Genomic DNA, 16,911 nt, shown 5'->3' with positions numbered 1-16,911 from the left:
ATGGACTTAGATGTTCCTATTAGAAAAATTATCCATGTAGATATGGATGCTTTTTATGCCTCAGTTGAACAAATGGACAATCCGGTATTAAAGGGTAAACCCATTGCTGTAGGTGGTGGAGGTAAACGTGGTGTTATTAGTGCTGCGAGCTATGAAGCTCGTAAATTTGGCGTTAAGAGTGCTATGTCTGGCAGATTAGCCGAAAAACTATGTCCTGAGCTTATTTTTGTTCAGCATCGGTTTGAGCGGTATAAAGACATCTCAAAGCGCATACGCGCTATTTTTTTTGACTATACAGATTTAGTTGAGCCATTATCTCTTGATGAAGCTTACCTCGATGTCACCGAGAATAAAATAGGATTTCCTAGTGCTACGTTAATAGCTCAAAAAATTAGAGAGCGCATTCATTATGAAATTGGCTTAACGGCTTCGGCAGGAATCTCCATTAATAAATTTGTTGCAAAAGTAGCTAGTGACTACAATAAGCCAAACGGACAAAAAACGGTGAACCCAGAGGATGTCTTAGAATTTTTAGAAGCTCTAGACATAAGAAAGTTTTACGGTGTTGGTAAGGTCACTGCCGAGAAAATGTATCAAAAGGGCATATTTACAGGCAAAGATTTAAAAACAAAACCTTTGGACTATTTAGAGGAAAATTTTGGTAAATCTGGGAAATACTATTACCACGTAGTTCGTGGCATCCATAATAGTCCGGTTAAACCAAACAGAATTAGAAAGTCCTTGGCTGCAGAACGTACTTTTAGCAATAATCTTTCATCTGAAATATTTATGCTCGAAAAACTAGAGCAAATTGCTCAAGAAGTGGCAAGGCGATTAGAAAACAGTAGAATGTCCGGCAAAACGGTAACCTTAAAAATAAAATACAGCGATTTTACCTTACAGACTCGAAGTAAAACTCTTCCATATTTCATCAATGATAAATCCGTTATATTAGATACCGCCAAAGATTTATTATACCAAGAGAAGTTGAAAAACTCCGTTCGGCTTTTGGGTATTTCACTGTCTAATCTCAACACCTCAAAAAACAAGGCCAACTTAGATAAACACGATACCAAACAAACGGTTAGCGTTCAATTAAAGTTTGATTTTTAAAAACTACAACTCTCAATCTCAGTAACTCGGAGTGTATTTACCATACCTTTAGCTTGTATTGGCATAGCTGCTAAACTAATGAGCATGTCTCCAACTTCTAAATATCCTTTCTTACAAGCAATTGAATTAACGTCTTCAATTGTTTCGTCAGTACTTACAAATCTATCGTAAAAAAAGGCCTCTACACCCCAGAGCAAGCTCAATTGTGTTAAGATGCGACGATTAGAGGTAAATACTAAAATATGGGCTTTTGGGCGCCATGCAGATATCTGAAAAGCCGTATACCCACTATTGGTTAAGGTTGAAATAGCTTTAGCATTAATCTCATTAGCCATATTCGCTGCATGGTAACATATAGATTTGGTAATGTAACGTTTGGTTCTTATATGAGGTGGCGACTGTGGCACTGCTATAAGGTGAGAGTCCTCAACCGTTTTAATTATATTAGACATTTGCCTAATCACCTGCACTGGATATTGACCAACCGAGGTTTCTCCTGAGAGCATTACAGCATCCGCACCATCCATAACAGAATTTGCTACATCGTTTACCTCTGCTCTTGTTGGAGTAAGGCTTGTTATCATGGTCTCCATCATTTGGGTGGCAATAATAACCGGAATTCTTGCTCGCTTAGCACGCAGAACGAGTTTCTTTTGAATTAATGGCACTTCCTCAGCTGGAACTTCCACGCCTAAATCACCACGTGCTACCATTAGTCCATCACAATAAGCCACAATTTTATCGATGTTTTCTACAGCTTCTGGCTTTTCAATTTTTGCTATAATAGGAATCTTGTGATCACCATGTTCACTTATAAGCGTTTCTAATTGCATTAAATCCTCTGCGTGGCGAACAAAGGATAAGGCAATCCAATCTACCTTTTGGCCTATTGCAAAAATGGCGTCTTCAATATCTTTTTCCGTCAATGCAGGCTGAGAGATATTAGTATTTGGAAGGTTTACACCTTTTTTAGATTTTAATGGTCCTCCTTGAATAACCCTTGCTTTTACCTCAGCCTTGCCATCTGTTGAAACAACTTCAAAAATAAGTTTCCCATCATCTAATAAAATACGCTCGCCGGGTTTAGCATCTTGAGGGAAGTTGTCATAAGTCATGTATACACGCTCCTTAGTACCTTCAAAACGCTTCCCTGTTGCAAAGATAATTTCATCACCTTCACTAACAATTACCTCTTGCTTCATGATTCCTACACGCAATTTAGGCCCTTGTAAATCAGCTAATATTGCAGCATTAAAGCCAAACTCGTCATTAAGCTCTCGTATCATTTTAATCCGCTCCTTAACATCATCGTAATTAGCATGCGAAAAGTTTATCCTAAATACATTAGCACCCTCATCAAGCATTTTTTTTAACACCTCTTTGTTACTAGTTGATGGGCCTAGTGTAGCTACTATCTTTGTTTTCTTTGTTTGCATTAAATCAAAAAATTAAATAATCCTTAGACTTTAGTTTTACTGGGTCTATTGAATAACTTGTTATTATTTGCGGTATCTGGTGCAACTTGTTTAAAATAAGTTTGTCATTTACCGAATCTATCTCATTTGAAATTTTTATAAAATAGTCTACGTTTTTGTATTCTGGAATAAGATTAAACGTCTTTAATACTCTTTGACTATTTTCAAATAACGTTCCTGAACTATAAAGACTATCTTCTTCTTTTTTGCAGACATTAGTCACCAAATGCCAAGTTACATATTGCGATACGTTTTCCCATTGAAAAATAGAATATGAAGACTTAAAATACTCAAAATCTAAATCATCTTTTTGGCGCTTTAAATTTAAATCCAAATGCTTATTTAGCAAGTAGGCTAATCTATAATCCTCAAGCCTACAATGAACTGCTATGAGCTTAAAAGAATCGTCATAAAAATCATCTACAACTAATTTATGCATTGCCACTTGCCTACAATATTAATAGGTAAATATAGAGTTTTATATACTTTGTATTAATAACTTTTGGTTAATCTTATCCGTAAAAAATCACGAAAACGTTTTAGTAGAACTGCTTCTGTGCTTTAGAGGTGTTTTGTAATTTCCTTCTGAAATGCAAAAAAGGCACGTTTTGATGCCTTTTCTTCGGCTTTCTTTTTAGAGGTAGCTCTTGCTTTTGAAACCACTTTATCATTGATACTTAGACGGACTGAAAAATGTTTAAACTCATCCTTTCCAGTATCTTCGTACACCTCGAAATCAAAAGTATTCTTCTCTTTTTGGCACCATTCAATCAGTAAACTTTTGTAGCTAATAACCTTACCTTCTAAGGTTTCAATATCTACATGCGGCGTAATAACGCGATCAAAAATAAACCTTTCACAAGTTTTATATCCCCTATCTAAATAAATGGCACCAACCAAAGACTCAAAAAGATTACCATGAATATTATTCCCAAAATTAGATTTAGGGATACGGCTCTTTACTATATCAATTAGTTTAAGCTCTTTCCCAAGCTCATTGAGATGTTCTCTACTCACTACTTTAGATCTCATTTTGGTTAAGTATCCTTCATCTCCATGTGGTACTTGTTCATAAAGATACGCAGCTATTACGGCACTTAACATTGCATCGCCAACAAATTCTAAACGTTCATAGTTAATAGGATCACCTTTATTATCCCTTAAATTCATAGAACGATGTGTAAATGCTTTCTGATATAGGGTTTTAGATTTAGGCTTAAAGCCTAAAATAACTTCAAGATGTAAAAAAAAATTCCCGTCATCTTCTGAACGGGAATTTTTAAATATGTTACGAATGAAACTCATTCGGGATTTAGTCTAGTTGTTTAAATAATACACAAGCGTTATGTCCGCCAAATCCAAATGTATTACTCATTGCTACTTTAATATTACGTTTCTGTGCTTTATTGAGCGTAAGATTTAATTCTGGATCAATGTTTTCGTCAACTGTTTCGTGGTTAATTGTTGGTGGTATAATACCGTGCTCAATAGCCAAGATTGAGGCAATCGCCTCAATAGCACCAGCAGCACCTAGCAAGTGACCAGTCATAGACTTCGTAGAATTAATATTTATGTTCTTAGCATGACTGCCAAATACTTCAGATATAGCTTTTAATTCGGCAACATCACCAAGTGGTGTAGATGTTCCGTGAGTGTTAATATGATCTACATCTTCAGAATTTAAACCAGCATTTTCTAAACAGTTTTTCATTACCGCAATAACACCTTTACCATCAGGGTGTGGTGCAGTCATGTGATAAGCATCAGAGGATAATCCACCACCAACTACCTCAGCGTAGATTTTGGCTCCTCTTGCCTTTGCATGCTCATATTCTTCTAAAACAATCGCACCAGCACCTTCACCAAGAACAAAACCATCTCTTGTGGCATCAAATGGTCTCGAGGCTGTTTCTGGACTATCATTTCTTGTACTCATGGCATGCATAGCGTTAAACCCACCCATACCAGCTATAGTTACTGCAGCTTCACTTCCTCCTGTAATTACAACATCACAATGGCCTAAACGAATAGTATTTAAAGCATCGATCATTGAATTTGCGGAAGATGCACAAGCAGAAACCGTTGTATAGTTAGGACCCATGAAACCATATTTAATGGATATGTTTCCGGGTGCTATATCAGCAATCATCTTGGGAATGAAACGTGGGCTAAATCGAGGCGTACCATCACCTGCAGCAAAGTTTAACACTTCTTCTTGAAATGTCTCTAAGCCGCCGATACCAGCACCCCAAATTACTCCAACTCTGTATTTGTTAATCGCATCTAGATTTAATTTTGAATCAGTAATGGCTTCATCTGAAGCTACCATGGCATACTGAGAAAACTTATCCATTTGACGCGCTAACTTTCTGTCAATAAAGTCGTTAACGTTAAAGTTCTTTATTTCACAAGCGAATTGAGTCTTAAATTTTGACGAGTCAAAATACGTAATTGGCGCAGCACCACTCTTGCCTTTAACAAGACCATCCCAATACTCTTCTATAGTATTGCCAATGGGTGTTAGCGCCCCTAATCCTGTAACTACGACTCGCTTTAATTCCATAAAGATTGTATTGTTATTTTGCCTCCTCTATATAGGAGATAGCTTGACCAACTGTTGCAATATTTTCAGCTTGGTCATCAGGGATTTGAATATCAAATTCTTTTTCAAATTCCATTATTAATTCTACAGTATCTAAAGAATCTGCTCCTAAGTCGTTGGTGAAGCTAGCCTCTGCTACTACTTCATTTTCATCAACACCTAATTTGTCTACGATTATCGCTTTTACTCTTGATGCAATGTCTGACATAATCTTTTAATTTTAAGTTTTAATTAGACCGCAAAAATATAAAACTTTACGTTAAAAAACAGTTTTACACTTAAAATGTAGCGTTTTCTGTTTAGAAAGCAAAATGGTATTTTTTCGATTTTGGTCTAATTGTAAATTATTATTCTTTTTTTTGTTTTGAATACGAATTCTTATAACTGTAAATGAAACGAATTGTAATTTTTGCTTCCGGCTCTGGTTCTAATGCTGAAAATCTGATAAAGTTTTTTCAAAACAGTGACAGTGCATCCGTTATTCAGGTTTTGACTAACAATCCTCATGCCAAAGTTCTAGACCGATGCAAAAGGCTTGAAATAAGTGCCCTATCTTTCAATAGAGTCGCCTTTTCAAAGACTAATGACATTTTAAATATCTTAAAAGCCAGCAGTCCAGATTTAATTGTTTTAGCGGGCTTTTTATGGAAGATTCCTCAAATCATATTAAACGCCTACCCAAATAAGATTATTAATATTCATCCTGCTTTATTACCTAAATATGGTGGAAAAGGAATGTATGGTATAAATGTGCACAAGGCTGTTGTTGAAAATAGAGAGAAAGAATCTGGTATTACTATACATTATGTCAATGAAAATTACGACGAAGGTGCTATTATTTTTCAAGCTAAATGTGAGGTTTTAGCTTCTGATACTCCTGAAGATATTGCTGGAAAAATTCATAAACTAGAAATGCAACATTTTCCTGAAGTGATTGACGATATTTTAAAGTCTTAAAACAATGTTATGATAAAATTGTGATGGCTTATTTTGATTCTTTAATTTGTTTGAAATAATAAAAACTAAGATGTCTAAATCAAAGAAAAAATATTACACCGTTTGGAAAGGACATCACACAGGTGTTTTTGACTCTTGGGATAACTGCCAAGCCCAAATCAAAAACTTTGAAGGCGCGCAATACAAATCCTTTGCTACGTTTCAAGCTGCTAAAAAAGCACTTAAGGGTAACTATAAAGATTATATCGGTAAATCCAAATCCTTTAAAAGTGAACTATCCGAAGCCCAATTAAAAAAAATAGGGGAGCCTAATTATAATTCAATCTCTGTAGATGCTGCTTCCAGTGGTAATCCAGGGAAAATGGAATATCGTGGTGTTGATACCAAAACAAAAAAACAACTGTTTATACAAGGACCATTTGAGGAAGGCACCAATAACATTGGTGAATTTTTAGCACTTGTACACGGTTTAGCATATTTAAAACAACATAATAGCGACCATATTATCTATACCGACTCTAAAACAGCTATGAGTTGGGTGCGTAAAAAAATGTGTAACACTAAACTAGAGCGTAATACCGAAAACAAACCGGTTTTTGACCTTGTGGACCGCGCCATTAAATGGCTAAAAGAAAACACGTATCGTACGACTATTGTAAAATGGGAAACCAAAGCTTGGGGTGAAATACCAGCGGATTTTGGCAGAAAATAATATAGCAATGATGCCTAATTATTACGACATTATAATTATTGGTGCTGGTTTATCAGGCATAGGTGCAGCATGTCACTTAACTCGTAAAAATCCTGAGAAGTCATATCTCATACTTGAATCTCGAGAATCTCTAGGAGGTACTTGGGATCTATTTAAATATCCCGGAATAAGATCAGATTCTGATATGTATACATTTGGATATTCTTTTAAAACTTGGGATGATGCAAAATCGTTTGCAGATGCTCCATCAATACTAACGTATCTTAAAGAAGCTACCAACGATTATAACGTTACTAATAACATCTCTTATAATCAGAGAGCTACTTCATATGCATTCAATACTAATGACAACATATGGACTGTTACAGCAGTTAATCTAAAAACCAATAAAACGAATACTTACACTTCCAAATTTATTTTTAATTGCAGTGGTTATTATAATTATGATAAAGGTTACACGCCTGATTACAAAGGTCTATCTAACTATAAAGGTAAATTGATACACCCTCAAAATTGGCCCAAAGAATTAGTATTAAATGATAAAAAAGTAGTGGTTATTGGTAGTGGTGCAACCGCAGTAACTATTGTACCCAAAATTGCAGAAAAAGTGCATCACGTGACTATGCTACAAAGATCACCAACTTATGTAGGTGCTCTTCCCAATAAGGATAAAGTCGCAAAGTTTTTTAAGTTCATTTTACCAAAAAAAATTGCGCATAAAGCAATAAGAATAAAAAATGTGCTTTTAGATATGGCCTTTTTCAATGCCTGCAAGAAATGGCCAGCCACCATGAAAAAATACATTGTAAAAAAAGCACAAAAAGAACTAGGAGATATTTCTGTTCATCCACATTTTACTCCTAATTACAATCCATGGGAACAACGATTTTGTTTGGCACCAGATGGAGACTTATTTAAATCGATAAGAAAAGGTAAAGCCTCTGTTGAAACAGCTAAAATAGACCGCTTTAATGAAACAGGAATTGTTTTAGAATCTGGAAAAAAATTAGAAGCTGATATTATAGTAAGTGCTACAGGTTTAAGAATTTTACCGCTTGGTGGCGTAAACATATCAATCGATGATGTGACTGTTGATATTTCAAAACTTTTTGTTTATAAGGGATGCATGTTAAGTGATTTACCTAATTTATTTCTATTTGTAGGCTATACCAATGCCTCTTGGACATTAAAAAGTGATTTAACAAGCGAATATATAACACGAGTTTTAAATTATATGGATAAAAACAGTTTTCAATCTTTTTGCCCAAAAACTAGAGGCATTAATCTAGAACCTACTCCGTTACTAAATTTAAATTCAGGTTATATTCACAGAGCTCGTAATATACTCCCTAATCAAGGTGATAAAGCGCCTTGGAGAGTTTATCAGAACTATATTCTAGACTATAAAATGCTTAGAATTGATAAAATAAATGACTCTTTCGCAGTATTCAATTAATAGAGTTTAATAATTTTAAGAGGAATATATTTTACTTAAATTTGCACCTTAATTTAAACCAGGTTTAATGAGCAAATTAGTAATTGTCGGAACAGTAGCATTTGATGCTATTGAAACGCCTTTTGGAAAAACCGACAAAATACTAGGAGGGGCAGGAACGTTTATTGGTTTAGCAGCCTCGTACTTTAACATTAATTCTTCAATTGTATCCATTGTTGGTGGTGATTTTCCGCAAAAGTATTTAGACCTACTATCTAAAAAAAAGATAGATATTTCGGGAATTGAAATTGTAAAAGATGGAAAAACATTTTTTTGGAGTGGAAAGTATCATAATGATATGAATTCTAGGGATACCTTGGTAACAGAATTAAATGTTTTAGCAAATTTTCAACCAGCTGTTCCTACTTCATACAGAAATGCAGAAGTGGTTATGTTAGGAAATCTTCATCCTTCCGTTCAAATGAGTGTGCTTAACCAAATGGAAAAAAAGCCTGAACTTAGTATTTTAGATACAATGAATTTTTGGATGGACTGCGCCCTAGATGAACTAAAAGAGATTATTGGCAAAATAGATGTAATTACAATTAATGACGAAGAAGCAAGACAGTTAACTGGCGAATACTCTTTGGTGGTTGCGGCTAGGAAAATCCACGACATGGGCCCTAAGTATGTAGTCATAAAAAAAGGCGAGCACGGTGCATTGTTATTTCATAATGACAATGTGTTCTTCGCTCCTGCATTGCCTTTAGAAGAGGTTTTTGACCCTACAGGAGCCGGCGACACTTTTGCAGGTGGATTTGCGGGATATTTAGCCAGGACAGGTGACTATTCTTTTGAAAACATGAAGACTGCCGTGATTTATGGTTCTACACTAGCATCTTTCTGCGTTGAAAAATTTGGAACTGAACGTATGCAAGATTTAAACGATAAAGACATTTATAAACGATTAGAGGAGTTTAAAAATTTAACTCAATTTGAAATAGAATTGTCATAACAAACTCGCGCTATCTTAAGCGCTTTTTTTTGTAATTTAAAAAGCACAAAGCAAAACTATGAGTGATGCCATTAAACACGAGTGCGGTATAGCACTTATTCGACTTCTGAAACCACTTGAATATTACAAGAAAAAATACGGCAGTGCTTTTTACGGTGTAAATAAAATGTATTTAATGATGGAAAAGCAGCACAATCGTGGACAAGATGGTGCAGGTCTGGCCAGTATTAAACTCAACACCAAGCCTGGAGAGCGCTATATCAGCCGTGTTAGGTCTATCGCTCAGCAACCAATACAAGATATTTTCTCTCAAATCAATGAGCGTATTAACAAGGAATTAAGTGAAAATCCAAGTTATCAAGAGAATGTAGAATTACAAAAAAAGAACATTCCCTACATAGGTGAAGTACTTTTGGGACATGTTAGATATGGCACGTTTGGTAAAAATAGCGTTGAGAGTGTTCATCCTTTTTTAAGGCAAAATAATTGGATGCACCGAAACTTGATTGTCGCCGGCAACTTTAACATGACCAATGTAAACGAGCTATTTGACAATCTGGTAGATATAGGGCAGCACCCAAAAGAAAAAGCGGATACTATAACAGTAATGGAAAAAATAGGTCATTTTTTAGATGATGCCGTATCAAAAATTTATAAGGATTTAAAAAAGGAAGGCTACTCAAAAATTGAGTGTTCACCCTTGATTGCAGATAGACTTAAGGTTCATAAAATATTAAGGCGCGCTGCTAAAAACTGGGACGGTGGTTATGCTATGGCTGGTTTATTAGGTCATGGTGACTCTTTTGTTTTAAGAGATCCTGCCGGAATTAGACCTGCCTACTATTATATGGATGATGAAGTTGTTGTTGTTGCATCAGAGCGTCCAGTAATACAAACCGTTTTTAATGTGCCTTTTGAAGAAGTTCTAGAATTAGACCCAGGACATGCCATAATTACCAAAAAATCTGGTTCTACTGAGATTAAAAAAATACTTGAGCCTTTAGAAAGAAAGGCCTGTTCCTTTGAACGCATTTATTTCTCACGAGGAAGTGATTCTGAAATTTACAAGGAGCGTAAAGAACTTGGTAGATTGGTGATGCCAAAAGTACTGAAGGCTATAGACAATGACACAAAAAACACCGTGTTCTCTTACATACCAAATACTGCGGAAACATCATTTTATGGAATGATAGATACGGTTGAAGAACACTTGAATCATAAGAAAACTCAAGCCATTCTAAATGGAAAACGCGAATTATCTGCGGATAAAGTTGAAGACATATTGTCTGAACGACCACGTATTGAAAAAATAGCAATAAAAGATGTTAAACTGAGAACCTTCATTACTGAGGATAGTAGTAGGGATGATCTTGTTGCTCACGTTTATGATGTCACATATGGTGTTATTAAACCCACAGATAACCTAGTTATAATTGATGATAGTATAGTACGAGGTACAACTCTAAAAAGGAGCATCATTAAAATGATGGATAGGCTAAATCCTAAAAAAATTGTTGTGGTATCGTCTGCGCCTCAAATCCGATATCCTGATTGCTATGGCATTGACATGGCCAATTTAGAGAGTTTAATTGCCTTTAGGGCAGCCTTAGAGTTACTTAAAGACAATAATCGCTATCATTTAGTCGAAGATGTGTATAAAAAATGTTTAACACAAGTAAATCTTAAAGACAAAGAAGTGGTTAATTATGTTAAAGAAATCTATGCTGACTTTACGGATGAACAGATATCAAATAAAATTTCAGAATTACTAAGTGATGATAGTGTTAAGGCAGACGTAGAAATAATTTTTCAAAGTGTTACCAATTTGCATTTAGCTTGTCCAAAAAATCTTGGAGATTGGTATTTTACGGGAGATTACCCAACTGATGGAGGCAATCGCGTGGTAAATAAGGCCTTTATCAATTTTTATGAAGGCAATAAAGAACGTGCTTATTAATACAAAACAGCATTTTGTCCGATATATTCTGTTTTTTATCGAAGAATACTGTATTTCATCTATTATATGTGTCGGTTTTAACAAATACGATTACATTGGTATCACCATAACATAAGTAGGTTAAGTTCATGGTAGATTTGGGGCAAAAAAAGGTGAACAGTGTTCACCTTTTTTTATTGTACATGGTTAAAGTGAAACTTTAGATAACACTGCATTTAGTCCTTTATTGATTAACATTTCTATTAGATTCCACGCTTAGACTAATATATAGGTCGTTTGTCCAAAAAATTAACTTAGAGCAAAAGTGTCAACTTATATTTGATTCACCATAACATAAGTAGGTTAAGTTTATGGTAGATTTGGGGCAAACAAGGTGAACATTCGTTCACCTTGTTTCATTTTAAATCAGGAGTGTTTTAAATACCTGACTAGAAAATTCTAATGCATAAGAAAGCCCGAAGATTTAAGTTCGGGCTTTTTATTTTGGGTAATACCTTTAGAGTCTACTTGGCCTCTGCATAACGTCTTTCAACCTCATTCCAATTAATAACCTTGAAAAAGGCATCAATGTAATCCGGTCTTCTATTTTGGTAATTTAAGTAATATGCATGTTCCCAAACATCTAAACCAAGAATAGGCGTGCCTCCACATCCTACACCAGGCATTAAGGGGTTGTCTTGATTTGGTGTTGAGCAAACTTCCACAGCTCCCCCTTTATGAACGCACAGCCAAGCCCATCCAGAACCAAATTGAGTGGCTGCGGCCTTACTAAACGCTTCGATAAATGCTTCTTTGGAACCATATTTACCCTCAATGGCGTCCTTTAACTCACCAGATAAATATCCTCTGTCTTTTGGGTCCATTACAGTCCAAAACAATGAGTGATTATAAAATCCACCTCCATTATTCCTAACAGCCATATTGGTCATGTCTAAACCGTTAAGAATATCATCGATTGATTTATTCTCTAAATCGGTTCCCTCAATTGCAGCATTTAACTTTGTTGTATATCCATTATGATGCTTTGAGTGGTGAATTTCCATAGTTCTTGCGTCTATGTGAGGTTCTAAAGCGTCATATGCATAATTTAATTTTGGTAATTCAAAAGCCATATTTCTAATTTTTTAGTGTTAACATTTCAGTTTTACCAAAATTACAATATAGATATTAACAAAATCTAAATAAAATATTAAGATTCCCTATTTTGGTATAAAAATTTTCTTTTGTTAGACTCGCCTTTTACAATATACAATGCCTCTGCTGGTAGCGGTAAAACCTATACCCTCGCAAAAGCGTATCTCAAAATTTTGTTAGGCTCAAACAATCCTTTAGAGTTTAAACATGTCTTAGCAATTACCTTCACTAATAAGGCTGTGGGCGAGATGAAAGATAGGATTGTCTCAATGCTTAAGACTTTCTCGTCAATTGAAAAAGACAATGAACCACATCCAATGCTAAAGGATATTTGTCTTGAGCTCTCCAAAACTGAAGACCAAATTAAATCGCAGTCTAAAATTATATTAAAAAATCTGCTTCATAATTACGGTGCGTTTGAGGTAACAACAATTGATGCTTTTACTCATAGGCTTATAAGAACCTTTGCCCACGATTTGAGGCTGCCTTTAAATTTTGAAGTAGAGCTAGACCAAGAACGTTTATTAAATGAAGCTGTAGATAAACTAATAAGTAAAGCCGGAATTGACCAAGAACTCACAAATACACTAGTTAAATTTGCTATTGAAAAAACCAATGAGGACAAAAGTTGGGATATCAGTTATGATTTAAACAACATTTCAGGTGTTTTGCTTAAAGAAAACGACTTATATGAATTAGAAAAGATTAAAGGCAAAACATTAAGTGATTTCAAAATCTTAAAAAGACGCATTAAAAAAGAATTGGATGCCGCAGAGGCCAAACTAAGAACCACTGCATCGAGTGCGTTAAGCTTAATTGAAGAATCCGGACTTAATCACGATGATTTCTCCAGTAAATATCTACCCAACTATTTCTTAAAGTTAGAAAGCGGTTCAACCAATATTAATTATGGTGCTAAATGGCAAGACAATCTGATTGAAGGCAATCCCCTTTATCCAAAAAGAGTTTCTGAAGCTGTTGCTTCTATTATAAACGAAATTCAACCACAACTTACTAACGCCTTTACCTCTTCAAAAACTAATCTTTATGAAGTAAAATTTCTAAAGTCAGCCCTTCAAAATCTAACCCCTTATTCCGTCCTCAATTTAATAGGACATGAATTAAACCAGTTAAAAATTGATCAAAACGTAATGCTTATTTCTGAGTTTAATACTATTATAAGTAAAGAAATAAGAAACCAACCAACACCTTTTATTTATGAAAGGATTGGTGAAAGATTTAACTATTATTTTGTAGACGAATTTCAGGACACCTCGCAACTTCAATGGCAAAATTTAATTCCATTGTTAGACAATACTTTGAGCAGTGGCAAAGGCTCATCAATGATTGTGGGAGACGCCAAACAGTCTATTTATCGTTGGCGTGGAAGTGATCCAGAACAATTTATTTCACTTTACCAAGGCGACAACCAACCATTTCATACAGGCTCCAAAATCCTCAATTTGGCTACCAACTACAGAAGCTCTGAAAACATCGTAGATTTTAATAATTCTTTTTTTACACATTTAGGACATGCTTTTTTTAGCAATGACAATCATGGGCAACTCTATAATAAGGCAGGGCAAGACGCATACTTAAAAACTAAAGGTTACGTAGGGCTAAGGTTTCTTGATATTAAAAAAGAAGATAGCCGTGATGAAAAATACGTCTATGAAGTCCTTGAAACGGTGAGCAAATGCCTCAGCAGAGGTTATGACTACAAAGACATTTGTATTATTACCAGAAAACGTAAAGAAGGTGTTGTTATAGCGCAATATTTAAGCGAAAATAAAATCCCTATAACCTCCTCAGAAACACTACTTTTAAAGAACTCGCCTAAGGTGAAGTTTTTATTGACTTTGCTCAAGCTACTTTTGAAGCCTTCTGCCAATCAATTAAAAATTGAAGCTCTTGAGTTTTTAGCACATCGACAAGGCATTGAGGACAAGCATGAGTTTTATATAAGGCATCTCTCAGAAAACTTAGATGTTTTCTTAAGCGACTTGTGTACACAAGATGTAAACATTAAAACCAACTCTTTATTACAACTGTCTTTATACGAGCTTGTTGAACAGTTTATCGGGCTCTTTGAGCTTAACAAAGTTTCTGATGCCTATTTGCAGTTTTTTCTAGATGAAGTATTAGGTTTTGTACAATCCAAACAATCTGATATAGCTAGCTTCATAAGATATTTTGAAGCTAAAGAAGATAAGCTTAGTGTTGTTGTTTCGAGCGATATAAACGCTGTTCAAATAATGACTATTCATAAATCTAAAGGCTTGGAATTTCCGATTGTTATTTACCCTTTCGCGGATTTAGATATTTATAGAGAAATGAGCCCTAAATTATGGTTTCCTGTAGATAAGCAACTCTATAATGGCTTTGACAATTTACTTATTAACTTTAATAAAGACGTAGAAAATTATAGAGCCCCTGGCCCCAATCTTTATGAAAAGCATCGTCAACAGCTCGTTTTAGACAACATCAACTTACTTTATGTTGTAATGACTAGACCCGAGACTGAACTTTATGTGATTTCTAAGAGGGATTTCACGTCTAAAGGAGACACCAATCCAAATACATTTTCTGGCTTGTTTATTTCTTATCTTATATCCAAGAACTTATGGATAGATTCTGAAGAAAATTATAGCTTTGGGGAACAGCACCAGGTAAAATCCAAAACTCCAAGTGTACCTTCAGAAATACTCCATTTGATTTCTAACCAAAAAGAAAGCAATAATCTAAAAATTGTAACAAAAGCATCGTTATTGTGGGACTCAAGTCAACAAGAGGCTATAGAACGCGGCAATCTTATACACCTTATTCTATCTAAAATTAATACTAAGGGAGATTTAGACTTTGCCTTTAATGAGCTAAAAATATCTGGCGACATTAATGAGAATAGTGCAAGACTTCTAAGGCCATTAGTTGAAAAAGTTGTTTTTCATCCTGAATTGACGGAATATTTTGAGGACGACTATGGAGTATTAAACGAGCACGATATTTTATTGGAGTCTGGAAAATTGATAAGACCCGATAGAATAAACCTTAACTCAAAAAATGAAGTGACTATTATAGACTATAAAACAGGTTTTAAAAAATCGCACCACCAAGAACAAATAAATTACTATGATGAAGTATTGAATCAGATGGATTTTATTGTCATAAAAAAAATGATTATTTACATAAATGACAGTATTGAAATAATTGAAGTCTAGTTGTCGAATGTTATCTTTGTCGTAAAATAAAAACCATAAAATGTACGGAAATATTAAAACCCACTTGCAAAGTGAAATTGAAGCCATTAAAGAGGCTGGATTATTTAAAGAGGAGCGTATTATAACATCGCCTCAAGGTTCTGAAATAACATTAAACACAGGTCAGAAGGTATTAAATTTCTGCGCTAATAATTACCTAGGATTATCGGCACACCCAGAGGTTATAAAAGCTGCAAAGGACACGTTAGACAGCCATGGCTTTGGTATGTCTTCTGTGCGCTTTATATGTGGCACCCAAGATATTCACAAGGAATTAGAACAAAAAATAGCGGATTTTTACGGTACAGAAGACACCATTTTATATGCTGCAGCTTTTGATGCTAATGGTGGTGTGTTTGAACCCTTGTTAACAAAAGAAGACGCCATTATTTCAGATTCCCTAAACCATGCCTCTATTATAGACGGTGTTAGGCTCTGTAAAGCGGCACGTTATAGATATCAAAATAATGATATGGCTGATCTTGAAAAACAACTTCAAGCGGCCAATGCTAGTGGTGCAAGATATAAACTAGTTGTCACTGACGGTGTATTTTCTATGGACGGTCTTGTTGCTCCGCTAGATAAAATCTGTGATTTAGCAGAGAAATATGACGCCATGGTCATGATTGATGAGTGCCATGCTACAGGGTTTATCGGTGAAACAGGCATAGGTACTTTAGAAGAGAAAGGTGTGTTAGGACGAATTGATATTATTACCGGAACACTTGGTAAAGCTTTAGGGGGTGCTATGGGAGGCTACACAACGGCAAAAAAAGAAATTATTGAAATTTTAAGACAGCGATCTAGGCCCTATTTATTTTCAAATTCTCTTGCACCTACAATTGTAGGTGCTTCAATAAAGGTATTTGATATGCTAAAGAATGACACTTCCCTAAGGGATAAGTTAGAATTAAATACGGCTTACTTCAAAACCGGGTTGAAAAACGCAGGTTTTGATATTATTGATGGCGATTCTGCAATTGTCCCAGTGATGCTATATGACGCTAAACTTTCCCAAAATATGGCCAATATGCTGCTAGAAGAAGGAATTTATGTCATTGGTTTCTTTTATCCTGTTGTTCCCAAAGACAAAGCGCGGATAAGAGTACAGCTTTCAGCTGCTCATTCAAAAGAACAATTAGATAAGGCCATTTCGGCCTTCACAAAGGTGGGCAAAACCCTCGGAATCATTTAATTTTGCTACAATCTTTGTATTTTGGGGCTTTGTAACAATATTTTTATATATTTGTCTTT

The 16,911-nt window shown here is 35.0% G+C and carries 14 protein-coding genes; 8 read left to right on the top strand and 6 right to left on the bottom strand.

The features are described from left to right. Complete coding sequence (gene dinB / locus J4050_RS01230) at positions 1-1,113, top strand: DNA polymerase IV (protein ID WP_208152116.1); 1,113 nt, start codon at positions 1-3, stop codon at positions 1,111-1,113. Here dinB and pyk read toward each other — a convergent pair. The 5 genes from pyk to J4050_RS01205 all read right to left on the bottom strand — a co-directional run bounded on the left by pyk (position 1,110) and on the right by J4050_RS01205 (position 5,398). Beyond that, positions 1,110-2,549, bottom strand: a complete 1,440-nt coding sequence (gene pyk / locus J4050_RS01225; protein ID WP_208152115.1) for a pyruvate kinase — start codon at positions 2,547-2,549, stop codon at positions 1,110-1,112. The genes dinB and pyk overlap by 4 nt on opposite strands. A gap of 4 nt (positions 2,550-2,553) precedes the next feature. Further along, positions 2,554-3,027 carry an IPExxxVDY family protein gene (locus J4050_RS01220; RefSeq protein WP_243878514.1) on the bottom strand — a complete coding sequence of 158 codons (474 nt, stop codon included), beginning with the start codon at positions 3,025-3,027 and terminating at the stop codon, positions 2,554-2,556. A gap of 122 nt (positions 3,028-3,149) precedes the next feature. After that, the gene (gene rnc / locus J4050_RS01215; protein ID WP_208152113.1) at positions 3,150-3,893 is read right to left on the bottom strand and encodes a ribonuclease III; all 744 of its coding nucleotides are present in this window, start codon (positions 3,891-3,893) and stop codon (positions 3,150-3,152) included. 7 nt (positions 3,894-3,900) lie between these two features. Continuing rightward, positions 3,901-5,151: a beta-ketoacyl-ACP synthase II gene (gene fabF, locus J4050_RS01210; protein WP_208152112.1), complete on the bottom strand. Its 1,251-nt coding sequence runs from the start codon at positions 5,149-5,151 to the stop codon at positions 3,901-3,903. A gap of 13 nt (positions 5,152-5,164) precedes the next feature. Next, the gene (locus J4050_RS01205) at positions 5,165-5,398 is read right to left on the bottom strand and encodes an acyl carrier protein (protein WP_009778413.1); all 234 of its coding nucleotides are present in this window, start codon (positions 5,396-5,398) and stop codon (positions 5,165-5,167) included. Positions 5,399-5,580: 182 nt separating this feature from the next. Between J4050_RS01205 and purN the strand changes: the two genes are divergently transcribed. The 5 genes from purN to J4050_RS01180 all read left to right on the top strand — a co-directional run bounded on the left by purN (position 5,581) and on the right by J4050_RS01180 (position 11,266). After that, positions 5,581-6,147 carry a phosphoribosylglycinamide formyltransferase gene (purN, locus tag J4050_RS01200; protein ID WP_208152111.1) on the top strand — a complete coding sequence of 189 codons (567 nt, stop codon included), beginning with the start codon at positions 5,581-5,583 and terminating at the stop codon, positions 6,145-6,147. Between the two features lie 70 nt (positions 6,148-6,217). Further along, complete coding sequence (locus J4050_RS01195) at positions 6,218-6,859, top strand: ribonuclease H1 domain-containing protein (protein WP_208152110.1); 642 nt, start codon at positions 6,218-6,220, stop codon at positions 6,857-6,859. Continuing rightward, positions 6,846-8,315 carry a flavin-containing monooxygenase gene (locus tag J4050_RS01190; protein WP_243878513.1) on the top strand — a complete coding sequence of 490 codons (1,470 nt, stop codon included), beginning with the start codon at positions 6,846-6,848 and terminating at the stop codon, positions 8,313-8,315. Before J4050_RS01195 ends, J4050_RS01190 begins: the two co-directional genes overlap by 14 nt. A 67-nt stretch (positions 8,316-8,382) precedes the next feature. Continuing rightward, on the top strand, positions 8,383-9,309 hold the full coding sequence (locus J4050_RS01185; RefSeq protein ID WP_208152109.1) for a PfkB family carbohydrate kinase: 927 nt from the start codon (positions 8,383-8,385) through the stop codon (positions 9,307-9,309). 58 nt (positions 9,310-9,367) lie between these two features. Next, entirely contained in the window at positions 9,368-11,266 is a 1,899-nt protein-coding gene (locus J4050_RS01180; RefSeq protein WP_208152108.1) for an amidophosphoribosyltransferase, read from the top strand. A gap of 503 nt (positions 11,267-11,769) precedes the next feature. Here the strand turns inward: J4050_RS01180 and J4050_RS01175 are convergent. Continuing rightward, on the bottom strand, positions 11,770-12,378 hold the full coding sequence (locus tag J4050_RS01175; RefSeq protein WP_208152107.1) for a superoxide dismutase: 609 nt from the start codon (positions 12,376-12,378) through the stop codon (positions 11,770-11,772). 111 nt (positions 12,379-12,489) lie between these two features. Between J4050_RS01175 and J4050_RS01170 the strand changes: the two genes are divergently transcribed. Continuing rightward, positions 12,490-15,618, top strand: coding sequence for a UvrD-helicase domain-containing protein (locus tag J4050_RS01170; protein WP_208152106.1), 3,129 nt, complete (start codon positions 12,490-12,492; stop codon positions 15,616-15,618). Positions 15,619-15,658: 40 nt separating this feature from the next. Next, positions 15,659-16,852, top strand: a complete 1,194-nt coding sequence (kbl, locus tag J4050_RS01165) for a glycine C-acetyltransferase (RefSeq protein ID WP_208152105.1) — start codon at positions 15,659-15,661, stop codon at positions 16,850-16,852. Positions 16,853-16,911: the final 59 nt, after the last annotated feature.

The sequence above is a fragment of the Winogradskyella pelagia genome, from assembly GCF_017581965.1.
Taxonomy (GTDB): Bacteria; Bacteroidota; Bacteroidia; order Flavobacteriales; family Flavobacteriaceae; genus Winogradskyella; species Winogradskyella pelagia.
The sequence above is the reverse complement of the archived record's forward strand: the minus strand, read 5'-3'. Positions and strand labels throughout refer to the sequence as shown.